Origin of the sequence: Wolbachia endosymbiont of Oryzaephilus surinamensis (assembly GCF_025617515.1) — a bacterium.
Classification (GTDB): domain Bacteria; phylum Pseudomonadota; class Alphaproteobacteria; order Rickettsiales; family Anaplasmataceae; genus Wolbachia.
On record NZ_CP092526.1, the window covers coordinates 775,330 to 793,150 of the forward strand.

Sequence of the window (17,821 nt, forward strand, 5' to 3'; positions counted from 1 at the left end):
AGCTATCGTGAAACATAGCAATATTTAAGATTGGCATTTTATTTGTTACATTTATTTTTTTAGGAAATTCTTATCTAGGATAAGATGATTTTTTAGAAAGATCTATAAATTACTAACCTTATTACTTAATATATAAAATAGTTTTTTCTTATTTCCTTTCTTCCTTACGCCACTTTTTCTTAACTTGATGCGTATGGTTTATTTAACACTTCCGATATACAACTAAAAAATAGCAAATTCTCTATAACTTGAATATAATTTTAGCTTTACCTAAACAGAAAGATGAATTACTTAATGGATTTTGTTTTAATATCTCTTTCCTTGCCACTTTTTATTACTGAGAATTATTTGTTAATTACTGCGTTGATCCCACTTTTAAGTGCATTAGCTATTTCTTTTACTAGTAAATGGCCCAGAGTGAACAATAGCATTACTGTTGTTTCTTCTATGCTTCTATTTGCGTATACATCTCTATGCACTTTATATTTGGTGTATGGTGATCATTCTCAATTTATTCTCATGGACTTTGGTAATAATTTGCATATTAGTTTAAAGTTAGAGTCTAGTGGAGCAATATTCAGTTTATTAATATCATTTTTGTGGGTACTAACCAGTATATATGCAATATGTTATATGCGAAATAACTATGCTGATAGTAACTACTCGAGTTTTCTATGCTTTTTTTCAATAGCGATTAGCTGTGCAATGTTTATTGCTTTTTCTGGAGATTTGCTCACTACATTTGTCTTTTACGAGCTTCTAACTATTAGTACATACCCTCTGATTACTCACAACTCAACAAATGAATCAGTAATTGCAGGACGCTATTACTTTGGTTTACTATTTTTCTCTTCTTTAGTGTTATTTTTTCCTGCAATAGGTCTCTTATATAATGAATTCCATACTTTAGACTTTGTAAGAGGTGGAATATTCAAGTTTGATACTTCGTTCATAACTTTTATTGCAGTGTGTTTTGCTATGCTGATTTATGGAATAGGAAAAGCTGCATTAATGCCAATGCATTTTTGGTTGCCAAAAGCAATGGTTGCACCAACTCCTGTAAGCGCACTACTACATGCTGTTGCTGTTGTGAAATCAGGAGTGTTCATCATCATCAAAGTTATATTATACACTTTTGGCATCGATAATATGCAACGTTTTGCACAGCAAAGTTGGTTTGCTGGAGGATGGCTTCCGTACGCTGCTGGATTTACTATTATTACTGCATCGTTAATTGCATTAAAGCAAAAGGAATTAAAGAAATTGCTTGCTTATTCTACTATCTCTCAGTTGTCATATATTATATTGTTCGCTTCAATTTTTAGTGAATTTAGCATGAGGATTGCAATTTTTCAATTAGTTTGCCACGCATTTGCAAAAATCACTTTATTTTTCACTGCTGGAGCAATAATAACGAAAACAGGTGAGAAATACATAGATAGAATTCACGGTATAGGACGTAGTATGCCAATTAGTATGATAGCATTTACTATAGGTGCATTGTCCATGATAGGGGTACCACCTGCTCCGACTTTTTGGAGCAAATTTTTCATTTTTCAAGCTGTTTTTAACTCTAGTAATGTAACACTTTCTGTATTTGTAGCTCTGGTGTTAATTGTCAGTACTATACTCAACGCTCTATACTTCTTACCGATAATTTACAATGCCTTTTTCTTAAAACCTTCTAGAAATTATTTTATTAAAAAGACACCAATGCTTCTAATTTTACCTCCAGTTGTTACTGCTGTATGCACTTTAGTTATTTTTTTAGCTACCAAGTAATTTTTTAAATGTAATCAGCTGTATTTATAGCCGTTAACAATAAATTTAAATGGTATTATACCAGTTAGAGTTGCTTTCATGTTTGATAAAGTAAAGCTAACCTCCACAGCATAGTCTTTCATTTTCTTATTTTGCTCAGCTGCAAAAAGTACAGTGGCATTTCCAGCAAATTTAACTAAGTCCTTGATCGATCGGTCAATAGATAGTGTTGTTACGTTTATGTTGGTAATTTTTTTTGTGGATGAAACAGCTTCATTGTTTACTTTTTCCTGAAAGTCTTGATAGATTTTATATATAGAATTGTTTTTTATAAAATTTTCTTGATACTTTGATTCAACGATCTGAGAGGACTCGTATGCTTCGACGTATTGACTTACCAAGTACCTTGCTATGGAAGTGTATTCATCTTCTTTTTTACTAAAACTAAGTTTATGTATTGTAGAAAACTCATCTTCTGTGTGGTTCGTGTACTTCACAAAATTTAAATCTTTTTTAACAGGAAGTAATAGGTATATGTTTAGTAATGATAAAAATAAACATACTAAGAGAAGTAACGTTATTAACGCCATCCAAGATCTTTCTACAACGCAGAACAGGTATCTGTGGCAATACCATTCTACTGCTTTCCTGAAATAACTTTTGTTTTTTACTGATTCAACTTCCATAACCTAATTATAATAACTCTAAAAAAACTTTAAAATATGTCTAAATTTTCCAAAATAGTATGAATGATTATATCACCTTGTTCTGCAATAAGATGAAATTTATCAATTTTCTTCACATCTAAATTTATCATTTTTACACTGAAGCTTTCAGGATCATAAGTATTACTTTCTGCACTTTTGTGATAATTATAGTAGTGTAATTTATTTTGATCATCAAAATAACCAAATTCATCAGCAAGGGTTCCCACTTTTCTGCCTTTACCGTCTCTGACTAGCTCAAATAGATCAATTACATGGTTTTCAGATCCAGGCTCAATAAGACCTTCTACAGCAAAAAATTTAGGTGCATGACCAACATACTCCTTAAATTTTAGATTATTAGTCTTTTTTACACTACCAAAATCCACGAATTTATATTCATCTGAAAGATCAGAATATTGTGGATCATACTTTTTATATTCAAAAAACTCATTACCTAAAAAATTACAAAACGTTAGTTTATAGTCATCATGATTGAGTTTAATAACTTTAAGATAATGAAAATCTCTAGGAATCTTTACTTCTTCTTTCGTAATATGATTAAGTATGACTAACTCGCCACTGAGCATGCGATGGCCAATTTTTGGCAAAGTAGCTATATTGATTGCCTTATTGAGCTTAAAATTTGCTTCATAGATACCACTTGACAGCTCCTTCCCTTTTTCTAAAGTGACGTCTTGGTCTAAAGCTGTATTCTTGAGTAAACTCAATTCTTTCTGCATGTTCAATATGGTTTTTGTTAAAACTTCTATTGATTGCCATAAAGTTAATTTATTATCAGTCAAACTATATACTTTAAGTATTAAATTATCAGGATTTTATCATGAATTTATGTTAAAAGTATTATATTTTTGTGTCATGATGTTAACTACATTAGCTAAAACATGCTTTTTATCTAAGCGAAATTGCTTTGCAGCAACGAAAAGTTCATCTATTTCTTTCCATTGACTTAGCAAAATTTCAACATTATTTACTTCTTTCTTTATACTTTCTAAAATGGAGGTTTGAATGATATGTGATGCTAGTTCTAGCTCAATTTCACTATTAATTATTTTATTAACTATATCAGAATTATTTAGATTACGGAAAAATGTATAAAAATGCTTATGTGACTCATAAGCACCACTGTTTATTGCATTTATTATTACTCCCGGAGTTCCAGGAAACAAAGTAATGATCTCACTAAATATTTTATCGTCGAATTTACACTGAGATGAAACAACCTGCTTTGTTTCATCGTAAGTTAACGGAAGTAAATTCAGCTGAAAGCACCTACACCGGATGGTGGTTTGTATATCATATGGTTTATGGCTAATTATAAGTATTTTAGAATTTTGTGGCGGCTCCTCTAATATCTTTAATATTGCATTTTTAGCATTGCTAGTCATTGCCTCCAAGCTATCTATTATAGCTATCTTATATTCTGATTGAATGGGGCTTAGGTACAGAAAATTTTTCATTTCTCTCACCTTTTCCACTCCTATTGTATCACCTTCAACAATGTGTAAGTCTAATGCTACTTCATCGTAATTTTTGATAAGAAACCAATTAGAAAAGGATTGTGCAAGTGTTGCTTTTCCTATGCCTTTTTTACCACAGATCAGCCAAGATTGAACAGACAAGTTGTTCATTATCTTTTTTTTTGCTTGGTTGTGGCCTATCACCTTTTTCATTCTTTCTCCTATAGATCTTAGTTTGAAAATTCGTTATTTATTGTTTGTAATGAAATTTTACCTTTTCTTAAAACCTTAATCTTGTCTCCAGTTAAGTCAATAATAGTAGATTCTATACCAGAAACTAATTCATCATCTTCAATTACTGCAGATAAGTGTTGCTTAATAGACTGAGGTATATCTCTTGCTTTGCATATACTTTTTTCTCCTGAAATGTTAATACTAGTTGCAACTACTGGAGTTTTCAGTTCATTTAATATTGAAATCGCAATAGGATGATCAGGAATTCTTATGCCTATACTATCTTTAAAGAACTCATTTGGTAATATACTGTTATCTTGAAGTGGTAAAATATAGGTCATTGGTCCAGGAGAAAAATAGTTTATTAAATCGATATACTCTTCCTTTACCTTTGCTATATTTATCAAACTATCAATATTACTAACAAATACAGAGAGTGGCTTGTTTTGAGAACGCTTCTTTATCCGGTATATTTTTTCTATAGATTCTTTACCTAGCGCATTACAAGCAAGAGCATATACTGTCTCTGTTGGAAAGCATGCTAACAAATTATTTTTTATTGCATTTATTACTTCAAATACCATATAGCTAAAACTTATGTCTACAATAGCTCTGGGTTTACAGTTATCTCGCTATATGGTAGCAATTAAGATACCGAAATGGCTACTGTTGTATACTTACAGTAAATTTTATTAGCAACTGCTCGTTTTGACTGCTAGTACAACATTGCATAATTCTATTATGCCTATTTTGATCAAAATTTGCAAGACTTTTTATGCGAAATACTATATACAAGTGATTGTGATTGATTTCAATTTGATGAATTAACATTCTAATAATATTTTGCTTAGTCTGCCAATCCACTTGATCAAGCTTTGATTCAACACTTGAGGAAAAGTTTTTCAAGCTATCTGTAACAAGGCTCAATTCTTGTTGTAGTTTTTTTTGATCAAGCGTTCTTTCTTTCTCTTCTTCAATTTCTTTCAAATGCTGTTTCATTGTTGTGATTCTTGGTTCAAATTCTTCTTGGCTTATAAACCCTTTAGCATAGCTATCAATAAATTTTTTGATACTTAATCTTAACTTACTTTCTTGCTTTTCACGTGTTTGATTATGTAAAGGTTTTTTGTTCTCTGATAATCTACGTTGATATTCATTTGCAATCCTATCTGGCTCTTTCAAGATACTCTTGACTTCTTCCCATATAACTCCATCTAATATATCAGTGCGTATTGATTTATTATCGCAGATTTTATTGCCATTGAATTTGCTAGAGTTTGTACCAGAGCAACGATAGTAATAATATGTCGACTTTTTATGAACGTGGTTTGTACCACAATAAGTATATTGACAACGTTGACATACCATTAAACCTTGCAATAAATATGTTTCTCTTCTTTGTCGTACTCTTGCTCTTTGCCTATTTTCAGTTAGTTGTGCCTGCACTGAATCAAATAAATGCTCATTGATTATTTTTGGTACTGGAATATAAGTCCAATTCTCTTTATCACTATTAAAGCGACCACTTTTAAGTTTACCACAAGTTCCTTTTTTTGATTTTTTTACTTGTGGTTTTGAGCATGTCCTAGTTTTACCATAAGCTGCTTGTCCTATATAAGCAGGATTTTTTAACATGTTCCAAATAGTGCTCCTTTTCCAATACCTTTTTCCTGTTCGTGTTATTACCGGTATCTTATTCAGTTCATGTACAACTTCTCCTATACTTGCTCTTTCTTGGCCAACCCAACTAAATATTTTACGCACTATATTTGCCTCTTCTTCATCAACCTCAAATTTAGCACTTCCTTCACCTACGTGTTTTGCTATGTAGCGATAACCGTAAGGCGCCCTACCCATCACACTTATACACCCAGCTTTGGCCGCATGAAGTTTACCTCTACGGTTTCGTTCCATAATCTTTGCACGTTCATACTCTGCTATTGCTCCCTGAATCTGTAGAAATAAATGGGAATCAGGATTATCATCAAACTTATGATTCAAAAATACTATTTCAGATCCAGCCTTTTTAAACTCTTCGAGTAAGATCATTTGATATGAAAATTTCCGTGATAGCCGATCAGGTGAATGAATATATATCTTATCAATCTTACCTTCTGCTACTCTATCACGTAAACTCTCTAAGCCAGGACGTTCTAAGTTTGATCCACTGTAACCATTATCAACAAACCTATGCTCATCTAATAATTCATGTCCATCGCTACTAATGCGACGCTCCAATTCTACAATCTGACTCTCTATCGTATTCTCCTGTGCCTGTTGTCTTGATGAAACCCTTGCATACAAGCTTACGGTTGTCATTTTCTTCTACCTCCTTTATTTTATATTTCAATAATTGTTCATAAGCATCTGCCAAATATGTACCTGCCAACCGACTGGGCTCATAACGGCAATAAATAGTTAAATCCCCTTTTTGCATGTTTTTCTTCCTGTGAATTTTCTTATAGGTTAGGAGACTTCTATTGCCATAGCTAAAAGAAAACGTTTACCATTTTAAACTAAACACCTTATTTAAAAAAGCTGTCTAGTTCGCACAAACAAGAAATTCTCCCTAATAAATATACAAGATTTGAAAAAATTATGTCCAAAAAATCTTTACTTGAATTATCATATTATGTATGATATGGCTTATTTAAAGTATCATGAATGTTTATCCAAATAATGAATTCTGGGAGAGTGATTTAGAAGTTCCTGTTAACCTTTTACTAGAACGTTTTCAGGATTCTAATGTACGTCAATCTTGGTTAGATTCCCTTTCTGGTAAACAACTTAGCATCATTTTTCAGCATTGCTTTAAAAATCATTTAAATGGACAACTTTTTCAGGACGGAGATTATGACGATAGATCCACTCAACAAAAACGTAAGATACTTACCAGTTACTCTGACTCTCTTTTTGACTATTATCTCATTAGCTACTTTGATCGTACGAAACTTGAGGCTACGGTCAGTGAAGTGGCAAGATTTGCTCTGACTGAGAAGTTAATGAGATCGTACCTGGTAAAAAACAATACCAAGTATGATAAAAGATCCTTATTGTTTTTACTATTTCACATAAATTGCGAACTTCTAAAATCTGTTTATCACTTTGATAAAGTGCAAAAGAAAGGTTTCGTATCATTTGCTTTACAGAAATCACCAAGACAAATCAATACTTCATTTAAGGAATTTATGTCACGAGAAGCCGTAGAGCAGATACTTAAGGATGATGACCAGTTGCAGGGTTTTTTCCATCATCAAGATCGAATATATATGTTTGTACGTCGAGGAAGTGACATGGATTTACTGCTTAATTCAAACAAAGTTGTTCATGGTCATAAACCTGAGTGGATGATTTTAGATTTCTCTCTTGATGGCACTCAGGTTAATCTCTGTGCTAAAAATACTAACAAGGCTGTGGAAATAGCAAATAGCATTGTAAGTGGGTATTTTGACTGCGAATGTACTTTTGTAAATATACAAGATAAGAACTTTCCATTACAAGTGCACAAATTTCTTCAAGCATGTATAGATGGTTCTGACCCTGACATTTGTATATTTGAGTTAAATTTTAAGTCAGATTATTTTAAAAATAGTAATACATATCTTACTTTAAGTGTAAAACCGTATGATCCTATTGCACCAGAGTTACATATTTTAAAGCCAGCTATTGGCAACATACTACAATCTATTCAATCAGCTAAAGTAATGTTCCAAAACAAAAAGGTAACATTTTCTTTCAAAATAAGTGGGGAAGTTTATTATTCAGAGCATCCACTCAATAAAAAAGAAAGAGAGGACCTGAAGAAACATATGGAACAATCTTATGGTCTTAAAATTCTTTCACGAGCAAATTGCTGATCTTTTAAGTTCAAATAGTTCCTGGATTAATCCAAGCCAAAATCATATTAAAGCAGCAAGATACTTATTCGATCTTGGATTGATAAAAATGCAAGAAAGGTATTATATTGTTTGCTCTCGTGAAGAAGATCATCTTGATTGGCCAAATGTAATTGATTCAAGTTGTAGCAATGAGATTTTTATCGATTCAGACTTTGATGAAGCATGTGATGACGCTATTTGTGAAAACTGTTCTCGTCATATTCTGCCTAATACTTATCAAAAACAGAGATTTCATCTCTTATCCATATACTTAAATACAGAAAAGGTCATAGACTGGTTTGAAACAAAGTTGAATGATTCAAAACTTATGTGGGAAAAAGTGGAAAAAGGAGTTTATTATATTTGTAATCAAGGTCGCATTGTAAATCTAATAATCCTTGATTTGTGTACTGATGCGATATTTTTAACTATAGATAAACTTAGAGTCCACCCTACAGTTCTCATCACTCTAAAAAAAGATATACCAAATCTATTACTGAATCTATATGTAGTGCCAATGGTGAAACTGTTTTGTCAGCTTAAGACTGTAACTGAGATATTCCAAGAGGCAGCTAAAAAAGGAGTACCAGAGGTAGTAGAAAATACTTCTTTGCAAGTTTTACCAGCTTCATATATTTCGCTTAAACGTGTTGAACCAATTATACCAACAAAGCTTTTGGAATTACAAGTAGTTAAAGGTATGGTATATGTTAATAGTATTGAAGTTATAAATAAAAAAGCTGCATCATGCCTTAATATTTTTCGAATATTGTTCAAGCAATTTTTACATGACTGTGAGAAAGAATTACCACCTGAAAAACATACACTTCTCAATATTAATCAGTTAGAAAAACTCTTGGGACTTAGTTTAGAAGCAGATTTAGAACATCAAATCAGAAAACCATTAAATAAAATGCAAAGAACAATCAAAGCTACACTTGCTGAGAAATTAGGATTAAGTATTGAACGTGATGATGTAATACAAACCCTTGGTTGGCAAAGATCATCATATGGTTATCGTATTAACCCTTTTACTTTGACTATAAAAAAATAGAGTTTTTTGTTATCAAAAATAGTTTTTTTCAGCTCCATGAATAAATTTTCCCACTCCACGTGCAAATGGTCCTGTTTTTACATCAAGCCATTTATCCTCTTTTGAACCATTAGCCATTCCTTTAACTATTTGCTTTGCCTGTAAAAGCTCTTGCACTATACGCTCTAATCTATCTCTTCCCATACTATGAAAAACTTCAGGCAGTCTATGTCGTTGTTTATGTATTCCCGCACTTCCTGTGTGAGTAAATGGATGTCCTGAAATAGCAGCTCGCGCAATTGAATCAATAAGATATATTTTAAGATCTTTATCGCTAATATTTTGAGCTTTTAATTGTTCAGTAATGTCTTCCAATAGCCCTGTTTCTTCATTTCTTAGGTAAGTGCGTATGGTACGATCAGCCAGGCCATTTGCCTTAACAACAGCTCCATAAAATAGTGCATTTTGTCTTGGGATTTTTCCAATTGACCTAAAAATCATTGGTTTAGTCATATCTTCAACAGGCCAAAAAGCAAAAGAACACCTGACTCCATTTACGAGAGCAGAAGTACCTCGAATAGCATCTCGTGCTTGCTCTACTGTTGATATAGGCTTTTCTCCCTTCAGCTTTCTCATATGATGTGCAGTAATTATTGAAGCTCCAGTGCTACATGCTAAATCAGATAATAAACACATGAGATAATCCCCTACTGCTGGGTCAGCATTTAAATCTGCATGAATGAAAGAAGCAAGGGGATCAAATATAATGAGCTTTAAATCCTTTATTCTGCTCAGCTGCTTCATTACCAACTCAAATTCTGGAGATATTTCTACAACTTTACCGCGAACATTCTTAAGTATGGTAAATGATCCTCCTATATTTGGCAATGGTACAATAAATAGCCTATCTTTATATTTTAATCTCTCGCATTTTGGATCAAGTCGTTCTAAGCGACGATGTATTTCATTTGTATCATCTTCTGCAGAAAATACCACAACAGATCCGTGTTCAGTAACAAGTTGGCCAAATCCGCATACCTGATCTATGCTAGCTGCAACCTTGAGGGCTAGGTCAAGAAGAAGCATACCTTTACCAGTATCACCCATTGCAGCTAAAATAGATGTGACACCCAAAGGAAATAATCCTTCAACCAAGAATCTTTGCTTTGGTACTGGACATACAAAACGCTCTACACTCCAGCTGAAAATATCAAGTGGTGGTTTAATAATTATTTTTCTTGAGTTTTTTTCAATAAATTCCGAAACATTTATTCCCTCTAACAGACAATCAGCAGCATCCCAACTCCTTGGTTTATTCGGTGGAATCTTAAGCGTAGCAAGTGATGCAACACCAAGTTCTAAAAGCTTCTTTTCAGCGTTTTTAGCATATTTATTACCTGCTTCATCATTGTCCGGCCAAATGATAATATGTTTACCTTTTAGCGGAGTCCAATCTGTTTTATCAAGGGTAGCATTTGCTCCAAACATTGCTGTTGTTGCAGTTATTCCTTTCTCTATAAGTGCTTCTGCGCATTTTTCTCCTTCAACCAGAATAACCTTATCGGACTTTAAAATACCTGGAATATTATAGAGAGGTCTTATCTCTGGCTCTTTGAATCTTTGTTTTTTAACATCAAATGGTTTAAACTGTTTTTTCTCTAAAGGAGGATCATAACGGTAGACTATTACGATTACTTGGTTATTTTCATCGTAGTAGTTCCAACTACAAGTCAGGTATTGTTCTAGATCTCTAATATTATTTTTTTCTTTGATGCCAAGCCATTCACTTATTGAGAGCATTACTTCAGGAAACTCTGTTTTTGCATTCTTCCCGTGTACTGTTGCCCAAAGGTCAATAATGTCACCACCTTCTCCTGTTGCAAAATCTTTCCATAATCCAGCTCTTTCACCTGTTAACTCTATTACAGTGCTTTTGCCTTTGTTACCCTGTACATCACCTACATAAAACTTATCACCACGAAATGTTCCTCTTGGTAGTAAGTGAAAAAGACAAGATCTGATGTTTTGCACAAGCTGGGTTTTCACGTTTTTGCAGACAAATTAAGCCGTAGCTATAACTTTAGAATTCTGCCAACGCCCATTTACTCTGCTAATGAATTTTGCTGGTATTGATTTACCGTTTCTTAGCTCATATACTACTTGCAAGACATTTGTACGTTTACTTGGTTGAAACATTACAATACCAGACGTATAAAAACTTCTTAAAGCATTAGCACCAATTAAAGCTTGAAAAGGACTTTTTGCGAGTGTAGCTGTGGATACTTTTCTGGTATGACGTGTAATAATGATTCCAGCCATAGGATTAATTACAGAACGTAGTTTTTCTACTCTGCTTTGCAGGCCAGAAAACATATTTTCATAGTCAAGAGAATCCAAAACGATAAGATCTATCGTTTTAAATTTTTCTCCTATTATATCTTTTATTCTCTCTATACCTTCATCATTTAAAGTTAATCTCATCTTTGTAGTAACAATCAAGTTTTCCTCTGCTAGATTTGGCAGCCTTTGATTAGTTATGATTTGTTGTATGCGTTCCCTGATATAATTGTACTCCATCTCATTTTGCAGATAGATTATTTTTAGTGGCCTTGCTGACTTCATCTTAAGAAACGACACTCCTGCTGCAAGATGTGCAAGCAAAGAGAGAAGAAAATAACTTTTGCCAACCTTTGGCGTACCACCAATGACTAAAAGACCACCTGGAGTGAGAATTCGTGGAGCTATTATATCTTCTGGTATTGGTGATTGATCACTTAAGTACTGCTTTACAGAAAATATTTTTTCTTCTCTTTTCCGCCCTTTTTTTTCTCCACTCTTTGATTTTTTATTGAGCCACTTTCTAGCAGAATATATATCACCCTTAATTAAAATCCAAAGATCAATAATATCACCACCAGTTCCTTCAGTAAAATTACGCCAATCACCAGCTTCCTTACCTACTATTTTAACTGTAATTGTATTTCCATTTAAGTCTCCAATATAAGTTTTTTCTCGGTAAAACTCACCATTTGGAAGTAGGTAAGAAACACACTCCTTGATATTATCAATCAATAACATCTTTAACTCTTTTTGCTTTTTAGACATAAAATTCCCATACATATTTTTCATACGTGTAAAGTTGAGATTAGCTAGCTCACAAACAGTTTCAAAAGATTTTGAATTCAGCCAATTAATTGCTTCTTCTCTTAGCTTTGGGTTTTTTCCTACTGCGTCCTGAATACCTCTAGTAACGACAGCAGACCAAAGCTTTTCCTCGTCGTACTTCAAAATGGTACTCTGTCAATTTCATAATTTTTGCGGTATTCTGGAGTAACTACCGAGGCAATTTTGTTCTTCTCTCCATATTCATCAGTTATAACACCTACCTTTACTGTAAACTCTAAGCCATTTAATTCTGCAACTGAATTTAACTTACGAGCAAGGATTGCATTTTCTGAGTTATCATGTGGATGAATGTCACGTGCCGATTCCAAGATACTGCGAAGCATAGAGCGACCCATTTCTCCCCAAGTATCTTCTGCTTTACTACTTTTAATACCAATTATTTGATAAATTTTGTGCTTTGCGTATGGGCCTTCAATAACGGTAAATTCTGTATTTAAATAAATGCTACCGGTAGTGGGGCTTTTAGTAAACCAATGCTCATAACCTCCAGGCTTGATTGTCATTTTTACCTTTACTATTGTACCTTTTGGTATCAATCTACTTTGCGGTTTTACAGTGTTAAAATCAGTTAATAGGTTTTGTAACATATATCACTCTCCATGTTTAAATTTTAAAACTTGCTTTTAATCTTTGTAAGCAGCTTGCCTAAATGCGGTTCTTCAACCATACTCAGGCGTCCACTGCGGTCTTTAGCTGGGTATCCCCAAGGGTTTAAAGTGTGGCAAACAAAAGAGCGTTTCTCCGTTCCATCATCTCTCTTGATTCCAACCATACTGATTACTTCATCAACTATTCCAGGAATCTCACTAGCAGTTTTAGTCCCTTCGCATTGAGGTAGCCAAATTGGACGATTGAAATCATCGAGATATTGACCTAAAGTGCCAACTATGATGATGTCTTTGTCTCTGATGTGTTGAAATTGATTGAGCCAAGCCATCATTTCCTGAGCAAGTAATCCATATGCAGCTCTCATGTCCTGTTTTCCCGATCTCTCAGAAAAAGCCTCAGGTTGCATTTTTGCCCATAATAGACATAAACGTGAAGCAACGGTTATACTATCTACAAAGATGCATCGGTATTTAGAAAACTCAGGGAAAAGATCTTTGTACTTACCAGATACATGTTCATGGTGTCTTTGGCTATATGCTTGATCATACTTCAGCGCAGGATTAGGCCCCCCTATAAGACAAGCAATATCTCTAGCTTCATTCCAAGTGCGAAGACTAATTGAATCTCCTTGCCAATCTTGAACAGCAAGAAGCCCTGCTTCAAAATCAAGGCAAAGTGTTGGTTCATCTACGGTCTTTAGGAGACTTGTTTTACCAATACCATAAGGACCAAAGATGACCATTTTTACAGTTGATATTGTTTGCAATCTTTCATTATTATTCAAAATTTTAAGAACCATTATTTATCCATGCTACGATGTATATATATATACAAGAAAGGCAAAAATTTTGTTCAATTTTTCTTTTTGCCTTCGTAGTAAATAGGAGAAAGTTTGGCACGTATCTTCTTGATAATATTGTTTAAAGTGGTTCTTGAAACGTTGTTCATTTTGGCAACTTCATGTAAGTTGAAAAATTTAAGTTGCTCACATATATTTTTCCATTCCTTTGGTAAAACCGAGATCATATAGTCTACATCAATGCGTTTTGTTATTTCACCCTCAAGTAGCTCTGTTACATCGATACTAATATAGTTATTGATATCGCGTTTTGCACATCGCTGTTTCTTTAGCAAGTTAATAGCTTTATTTTCAGTTAGTCTTGCTACAAAAGTGTTAAAGCTACTTTTATCTTCATCATACTGATCAAGACATGGCCAAATTTCACAGAAGAGTTCTTGCTCAAGGTCTTCGAGATTCTCATCAATAAAGCACTTAGCAAGTTTTAGTCTATAAGCTTGATATTTTACATTTTTAATAACTATATGGTAGTTTTGTAATTTCATAACTTTCCTTAAAAACAAATTGATGCTTTTAAGGATGGGAGTTATTAATGCCCTTATGTAGGACAGGAGCAAAAATAAATAATACTGATGCGATTTTTAATCTATTGATATTCTGTTATTTTTTTTTGAGAATAATACCGGTGCAATTTAAAATAATACAATTCAGGTTTTTGGAACCTATTTTGAATGGATTTCAAAGAATGGGTAGCTCAGGCTTCCTAAAGTTATATTAAAAATATATAAGAATTTCATATTTTGAAATTCAATATCACCTAAAGAGCTAAAAATGTGGATTTCGCTATTAAAAGAATAGCTTAAATTTTTAAGAGGAAAAGTTCTCTAATTGCATAAAAGTCAACAATAATTTTTTGTATCATGAAAAATATTTTTTGATGTAAAATTCAGCTCTAATACAACCTTTTATTTATTATTGTATTATCTTATTCAATCAAAAGAGGTTTTATTGGCAATAAAAACATCAACACTAATTTCCAATTAATCTCTTTTAAACTATGTAGCCAATGAATATGTGGATAAATACGTCCACACAAACTTAAAGTATTTATCCACATATTCATTAAGCTTATAAAAACTAAGGTATCATTCTTTTCCTCTATAGTCTTAATGATTTTACATAAGTTAAAAGTAGCATGCTTCCATTGTTCTCTCCGCGGTCTAATATGGCTAATTCATATTGTAGCCAAGCCGCACTATACTTGTTAGGCGGAAGTGGACGGCAACATGTACGCCACGAAGTCTATGCTTCAACTTATCCTCTTGCTTATCCCTTCCATCGGCATTGCTATCTTTACTTTCAGTAAAATTATTGTTTTATACTTCTTTAGTGTTTATTGATAGCAAAACTCTTTTCTATCGATTAGCATCTTATGCATAATCACGGCTAATTTTCTTGCTACTGCAACAATTGCTTTTTTCATGCCCTTTTTCTTTTTAAGCTTCAATCCCCAGCTTCTTAATTTAAATGTCCTTTTACATTTTACCAGTAAGACCTGCGCGGCTTCATATAACATATTCCTACAGTCCACTGGTCCCATTTTTGATATACTTCCGTGTCGATCAATCTCACCAGAAGCGTACTGTCTTGGACTTAATCCCATATAGGCTCCAACTGTATAAGATGTTTCAAACCTATGCAGATCATCTATTGCAGCTTTATATGTCATTGCTACTATAATACCAACTCCTGGAACAGTAGTTAATAATTTACAATCCTCATCTTTTTTGCTTTGTTCTGAGAGCATTTTATCAAGTTTTCTTATTGATTCTTCTATTATTTCTAAACTATGTACTAATGATTCAATTGAGGTTTGGCTAATTTCATCTAGATTATTAACCATTTCTTGCACTTTTAAAGCAAAGTTTGCAGAACTAAGACGTTGATTAACTTTTATCCCGTATATTTTCAGTAATCCCCTTATTGTTCCCGCAATTTGCTCTCTGCAACGTATTAATTGTCTTCTGCTTCCAAGTATTATTTTAACCTGACAAGCTTCGTCTGATTTTACTAATACCTCCTTAAATAGCCCAACTCTCATCATTTGTGCTATGCCTCTTGCATCATTTTTATCATTCTTATTGATTCTCGCAGATAATGCTGCTGCCATATGCCTTGCATCTACACAAGTTACTGGTAATCCAAGATTCCTCAACTCTTTGCACATCGATATTGATAATTGCCCGCTTTCTATTCCTATGGACTCGTATTTTTTGTTTTGACCAAGCAGAAACTCAGCTATTGCACTGCTTTCACTTGCAACAACCCCTTCTTTAACAATTTTTCCTTTCTCATCAATGATACTAATAAAAGTTTCTTTGAGTGAGACATCTAACCCGCTATAATGTTTCATGAGACTACTCCTACTGTAAAAGTTTAAATTATTCTTGAAGAACTAATTCATTGAATTTGTTACTTCGTGCTAAAATAATGGAGTATGTCTCTCCATCATTCAATAGCAATTACAGTATGTATGCTCTCTATAACCTTAAGTTCCATTCCTAATTACTGGCTTCCTAAATCAGGAATTAGGAATCAGGAATCTAGAACTAGCCTGTATGGCGGGTTTTCACCATGCGTTCCTAAAACCGTTCCTAGGAACGGCATATCTGAAGTCCGCCAATATGGAGGATTCTAGCTTCCTGAAACCCTTATATATAATATATATATATAATACATATATAAAAATATACACATATATAAAAACATATAAAATATAAGAGTAGAATAATAAAAACCTCTAAAAGTAGAGAAACCCGTTTGAAAGGTCTTCAAATTCAAGAATTATAAAAAAAAATTCCTAAAAATTTGAAGATTTTTTGGACGAAAATTTTTCAAATCTTGTATATATATGTACACAACAATTGAAAGGCTTGGTAAACAAACTGGCTGTAAAAGAGTTTTTATGTTAGTTGTTAAATTTCGAAAATTAAAGATTTTTTGGACGTAATTTTTTCAAATCTTGTATATATATGTACTCGGCAATTGAAAGGAAATGCTCACCCTAGATCTTGGCAAACAAACCGGCTGGACTATTTTAAATGATGGAATAGTGCAAAGTGGAAGTAAGAGTTTTCATGTTAGCAGGTTTAGTGGTGGTGGAATGCAGTTTTTAAATTTTCGTAATTGGCTTAATTCACTTAAGTATAAATTTCCAGGCATTGAAGTTGTATACTTTGAAGAAGTGAGAAGACACTTGGGAACTGATGCTGCACATATCTATGGAGGGTTTTTAGCACACCTTTCTGCTTGGTGTGAAGAAAGTAATATTCCCTATCAAGGTGTTTCGGTTAAGACTATTAAACGTTTTATAACTGGCAAGGGCAATGCAAGTAAAGCTGATGTAATTGAAGCAGTGCAGGAAAAGGGTTTTTGTCCAACAGATGATAATGAAGCAGATTCTTTAGCATTAATGTTCTATGTTATGAATTTTAGTAAAGATTTTAATACGTTGGAAATATCATAAAAAGTGGGTCCTTTTGGCCAAGCTGGAGGGTTTGGTGGTCCTGACCTCGGGCCTTCTTTAGCGTTAGACATATTTCAAATGTTAACTACTTACGAAATTATAGCTGAGCAGTGCTAAAATAAGGAGAAAAAAAAGGTGAGAATTACGCAAGCAGAATGGGCAAGGGAAAAAGGGTTTTCGAGGCAATATGTCTGTTCTTTAGTAAAAAAAGGAATAGTTGAGCTGGAAGATGGACTTATTGACCGAGAACAAGCAAATGAAGCGGTAGCAGCAATAAGAGATCCAAGTCAACCACTGAGGAGAAAAGAGCGCGGAGAAACACTTTCAACGATATTGCTAAAAACGCGAATAAAAAATGAAACCGAACGTGGTAAACTTTTGGAAGCTAAAGTGAAAGCTGAAATAGGCAAATTTGTGTCAATTGAAGAGGTAAAAACTGAAGCATTTAACATAGCAAGAGTTGTACGTAATAATTTGCTTAATATTCCAAATAGAGTTTCAGCACTGCTTGCATCACTGAGTGACACTGAAAAGATTCATATGGCGCTAACTGAAGAGATTACAAACTCATTACAAGAATTATCTAACGCTAAATTTAAAATATAAAAAG

General features: G+C 33.2%; 16 protein-coding genes. 5 read left to right on the plus strand and 11 right to left on the minus strand.

What is annotated here, in order from left to right; translation table 11 throughout:
• Positions 1–294 precede the first annotated feature (294 nt).
• Complete coding sequence (locus MJ631_RS03385) at positions 295–1,782, plus strand: proton-conducting transporter transmembrane domain-containing protein (protein ID WP_007302721.1); 1,488 nt, start codon at positions 295–297, stop codon at positions 1,780–1,782.
• Positions 1,783–1,796: 14 nt separating this feature from the next.
• Here the strand turns inward: MJ631_RS03385 and MJ631_RS03390 are convergent, their stop codons facing one another.
• The 5 genes from MJ631_RS03390 to MJ631_RS03410 all read right to left on the minus strand — a co-directional run bounded on the left by MJ631_RS03390 (position 1,797) and on the right by MJ631_RS03410 (position 6,499).
• Positions 1,797–2,447: a VirB8/TrbF family protein gene (locus tag MJ631_RS03390; protein WP_007302720.1), complete on the minus strand. Its 651-nt coding sequence runs from the start codon at positions 2,445–2,447 to the stop codon at positions 1,797–1,799.
• A gap of 29 nt (positions 2,448–2,476) precedes the next feature.
• Complete coding sequence (locus tag MJ631_RS03395; RefSeq protein ID WP_214303399.1) at positions 2,477–3,271, minus strand: hypothetical protein; 795 nt, start codon at positions 3,269–3,271, stop codon at positions 2,477–2,479.
• A gap of 36 nt (positions 3,272–3,307) precedes the next feature.
• A complete protein-coding gene (locus MJ631_RS03400) occupies positions 3,308–4,159 on the minus strand; it encodes a DNA polymerase III subunit delta' (protein ID WP_214303400.1) in 852 nt (283 codons plus the stop codon).
• Positions 4,160–4,176: 17 nt separating this feature from the next.
• On the minus strand, positions 4,177–4,764 hold the full coding sequence (locus MJ631_RS03405; RefSeq protein WP_214303401.1) for an L-threonylcarbamoyladenylate synthase: 588 nt from the start codon (positions 4,762–4,764) through the stop codon (positions 4,177–4,179).
• 79 nt (positions 4,765–4,843) lie between these two features.
• Entirely contained in the window at positions 4,844–6,499 is a 1,656-nt protein-coding gene (locus MJ631_RS03410) for a recombinase family protein (RefSeq protein WP_262986659.1), read from the minus strand.
• A gap of 341 nt (positions 6,500–6,840) precedes the next feature.
• Between MJ631_RS03410 and MJ631_RS03415 the strand changes: the two genes are divergently transcribed.
• Both MJ631_RS03415 and MJ631_RS03420 read left to right on the plus strand, forming a co-directional pair.
• Positions 6,841–8,037 carry a hypothetical protein gene (locus tag MJ631_RS03415; protein ID WP_262986660.1) on the plus strand — a complete coding sequence of 399 codons (1,197 nt, stop codon included), beginning with the start codon at positions 6,841–6,843 and terminating at the stop codon, positions 8,035–8,037.
• A complete protein-coding gene (locus tag MJ631_RS03420; RefSeq protein ID WP_262986661.1) occupies positions 8,003–9,112 on the plus strand; it encodes a hypothetical protein in 1,110 nt (369 codons plus the stop codon). Before MJ631_RS03415 ends, MJ631_RS03420 begins: the two co-directional genes overlap by 35 nt.
• Before the next feature lie 12 nt (positions 9,113–9,124).
• Here MJ631_RS03420 and MJ631_RS03425 read toward each other — a convergent pair whose 3' ends face one another.
• The 6 genes from MJ631_RS03425 to MJ631_RS03450 form a co-directional block, all read right to left on the minus strand.
• Positions 9,125–11,137, minus strand: coding sequence for an AAA family ATPase (locus MJ631_RS03425; RefSeq protein WP_262986662.1), 2,013 nt, complete (start codon positions 11,135–11,137; stop codon positions 9,125–9,127).
• A gap of 15 nt (positions 11,138–11,152) precedes the next feature.
• Positions 11,153–12,379 carry an AAA family ATPase gene (locus tag MJ631_RS03430; RefSeq protein ID WP_262986663.1) on the minus strand — a complete coding sequence of 409 codons (1,227 nt, stop codon included), beginning with the start codon at positions 12,377–12,379 and terminating at the stop codon, positions 11,153–11,155.
• Complete coding sequence (locus tag MJ631_RS03435; RefSeq protein ID WP_015587751.1) at positions 12,376–12,864, minus strand: hypothetical protein; 489 nt, start codon at positions 12,862–12,864, stop codon at positions 12,376–12,378. Before MJ631_RS03435 ends, MJ631_RS03430 begins: the two co-directional genes overlap by 4 nt.
• A 23-nt stretch (positions 12,865–12,887) precedes the next feature.
• Positions 12,888–13,685: an ATP-binding protein gene (locus MJ631_RS03440; protein ID WP_077188248.1), complete on the minus strand. Its 798-nt coding sequence runs from the start codon at positions 13,683–13,685 to the stop codon at positions 12,888–12,890.
• A 53-nt stretch (positions 13,686–13,738) separates the two neighbouring features.
• Positions 13,739–14,230, minus strand: a complete 492-nt coding sequence (locus tag MJ631_RS03445; protein ID WP_262986664.1) for a sigma-70 family RNA polymerase sigma factor — start codon at positions 14,228–14,230, stop codon at positions 13,739–13,741.
• A gap of 848 nt (positions 14,231–15,078) precedes the next feature.
• Positions 15,079–16,098, minus strand: a complete 1,020-nt coding sequence (locus MJ631_RS03450) for an IS110 family RNA-guided transposase (RefSeq protein ID WP_214303242.1) — start codon at positions 16,096–16,098, stop codon at positions 15,079–15,081.
• Between the two features lie 642 nt (positions 16,099–16,740).
• Between MJ631_RS03450 and MJ631_RS03455 the strand changes: the two genes are divergently transcribed.
• Both MJ631_RS03455 and MJ631_RS03460 read left to right on the plus strand, forming a co-directional pair.
• Positions 16,741–17,211, plus strand: a complete 471-nt coding sequence (locus MJ631_RS03455; RefSeq protein ID WP_015587746.1) for a hypothetical protein — start codon at positions 16,741–16,743, stop codon at positions 17,209–17,211.
• A 135-nt stretch (positions 17,212–17,346) separates the two neighbouring features.
• On the plus strand, positions 17,347–17,817 hold the full coding sequence (locus MJ631_RS03460; protein ID WP_262986665.1) for a hypothetical protein: 471 nt from the start codon (positions 17,347–17,349) through the stop codon (positions 17,815–17,817).
• The last annotated feature ends 4 nt before the right edge of the window (positions 17,818–17,821 follow it).

What these genes read in the sequence shown, in the direction of transcription:
- MJ631_RS03385 (WP_007302721.1), top strand. Translation starts at nt 295, where the DNA reads ATGGATTTTGTTTTAATATCTCTTTCCTTGCCACTTTTTATTACTGAG.
- MJ631_RS03390 (WP_007302720.1), bottom strand. Translation starts at nt 2,447, where the DNA reads ATGGAAGTTGAATCAGTAAAAAACAAAAGTTATTTCAGGAAAGCAGTA.
- MJ631_RS03400 (WP_214303400.1), bottom strand. Translation starts at nt 4,159, where the DNA reads ATGAAAAAGGTGATAGGCCACAACCAAGCAAAAAAAAAGATAATGAAC.
- MJ631_RS03405 (WP_214303401.1), bottom strand. Translation starts at nt 4,764, where the DNA reads ATGGTATTTGAAGTAATAAATGCAATAAAAAATAATTTGTTAGCATGC.
- MJ631_RS03410 (WP_262986659.1), bottom strand. Translation starts at nt 6,499, where the DNA reads ATGACAACCGTAAGCTTGTATGCAAGGGTTTCATCAAGACAACAGGCA.
- MJ631_RS03415 (WP_262986660.1), top strand. Translation starts at nt 6,841, where the DNA reads ATGAATGTTTATCCAAATAATGAATTCTGGGAGAGTGATTTAGAAGTT.
- MJ631_RS03420 (WP_262986661.1), top strand. Translation starts at nt 8,003, where the DNA reads ATGGTCTTAAAATTCTTTCACGAGCAAATTGCTGATCTTTTAAGTTCA.
- MJ631_RS03435 (WP_015587751.1), bottom strand. Translation starts at nt 12,864, where the DNA reads ATGTTACAAAACCTATTAACTGATTTTAACACTGTAAAACCGCAAAGT.
- MJ631_RS03440 (WP_077188248.1), bottom strand. Translation starts at nt 13,685, where the DNA reads ATGGTTCTTAAAATTTTGAATAATAATGAAAGATTGCAAACAATATCA.
- MJ631_RS03445 (WP_262986664.1), bottom strand. Translation starts at nt 14,230, where the DNA reads ATGAAATTACAAAACTACCATATAGTTATTAAAAATGTAAAATATCAA.
- MJ631_RS03450 (WP_214303242.1), bottom strand. Translation starts at nt 16,098, where the DNA reads ATGAAACATTATAGCGGGTTAGATGTCTCACTCAAAGAAACTTTTATT.
- MJ631_RS03455 (WP_015587746.1), top strand. Translation starts at nt 16,741, where the DNA reads ATGCTCACCCTAGATCTTGGCAAACAAACCGGCTGGACTATTTTAAAT.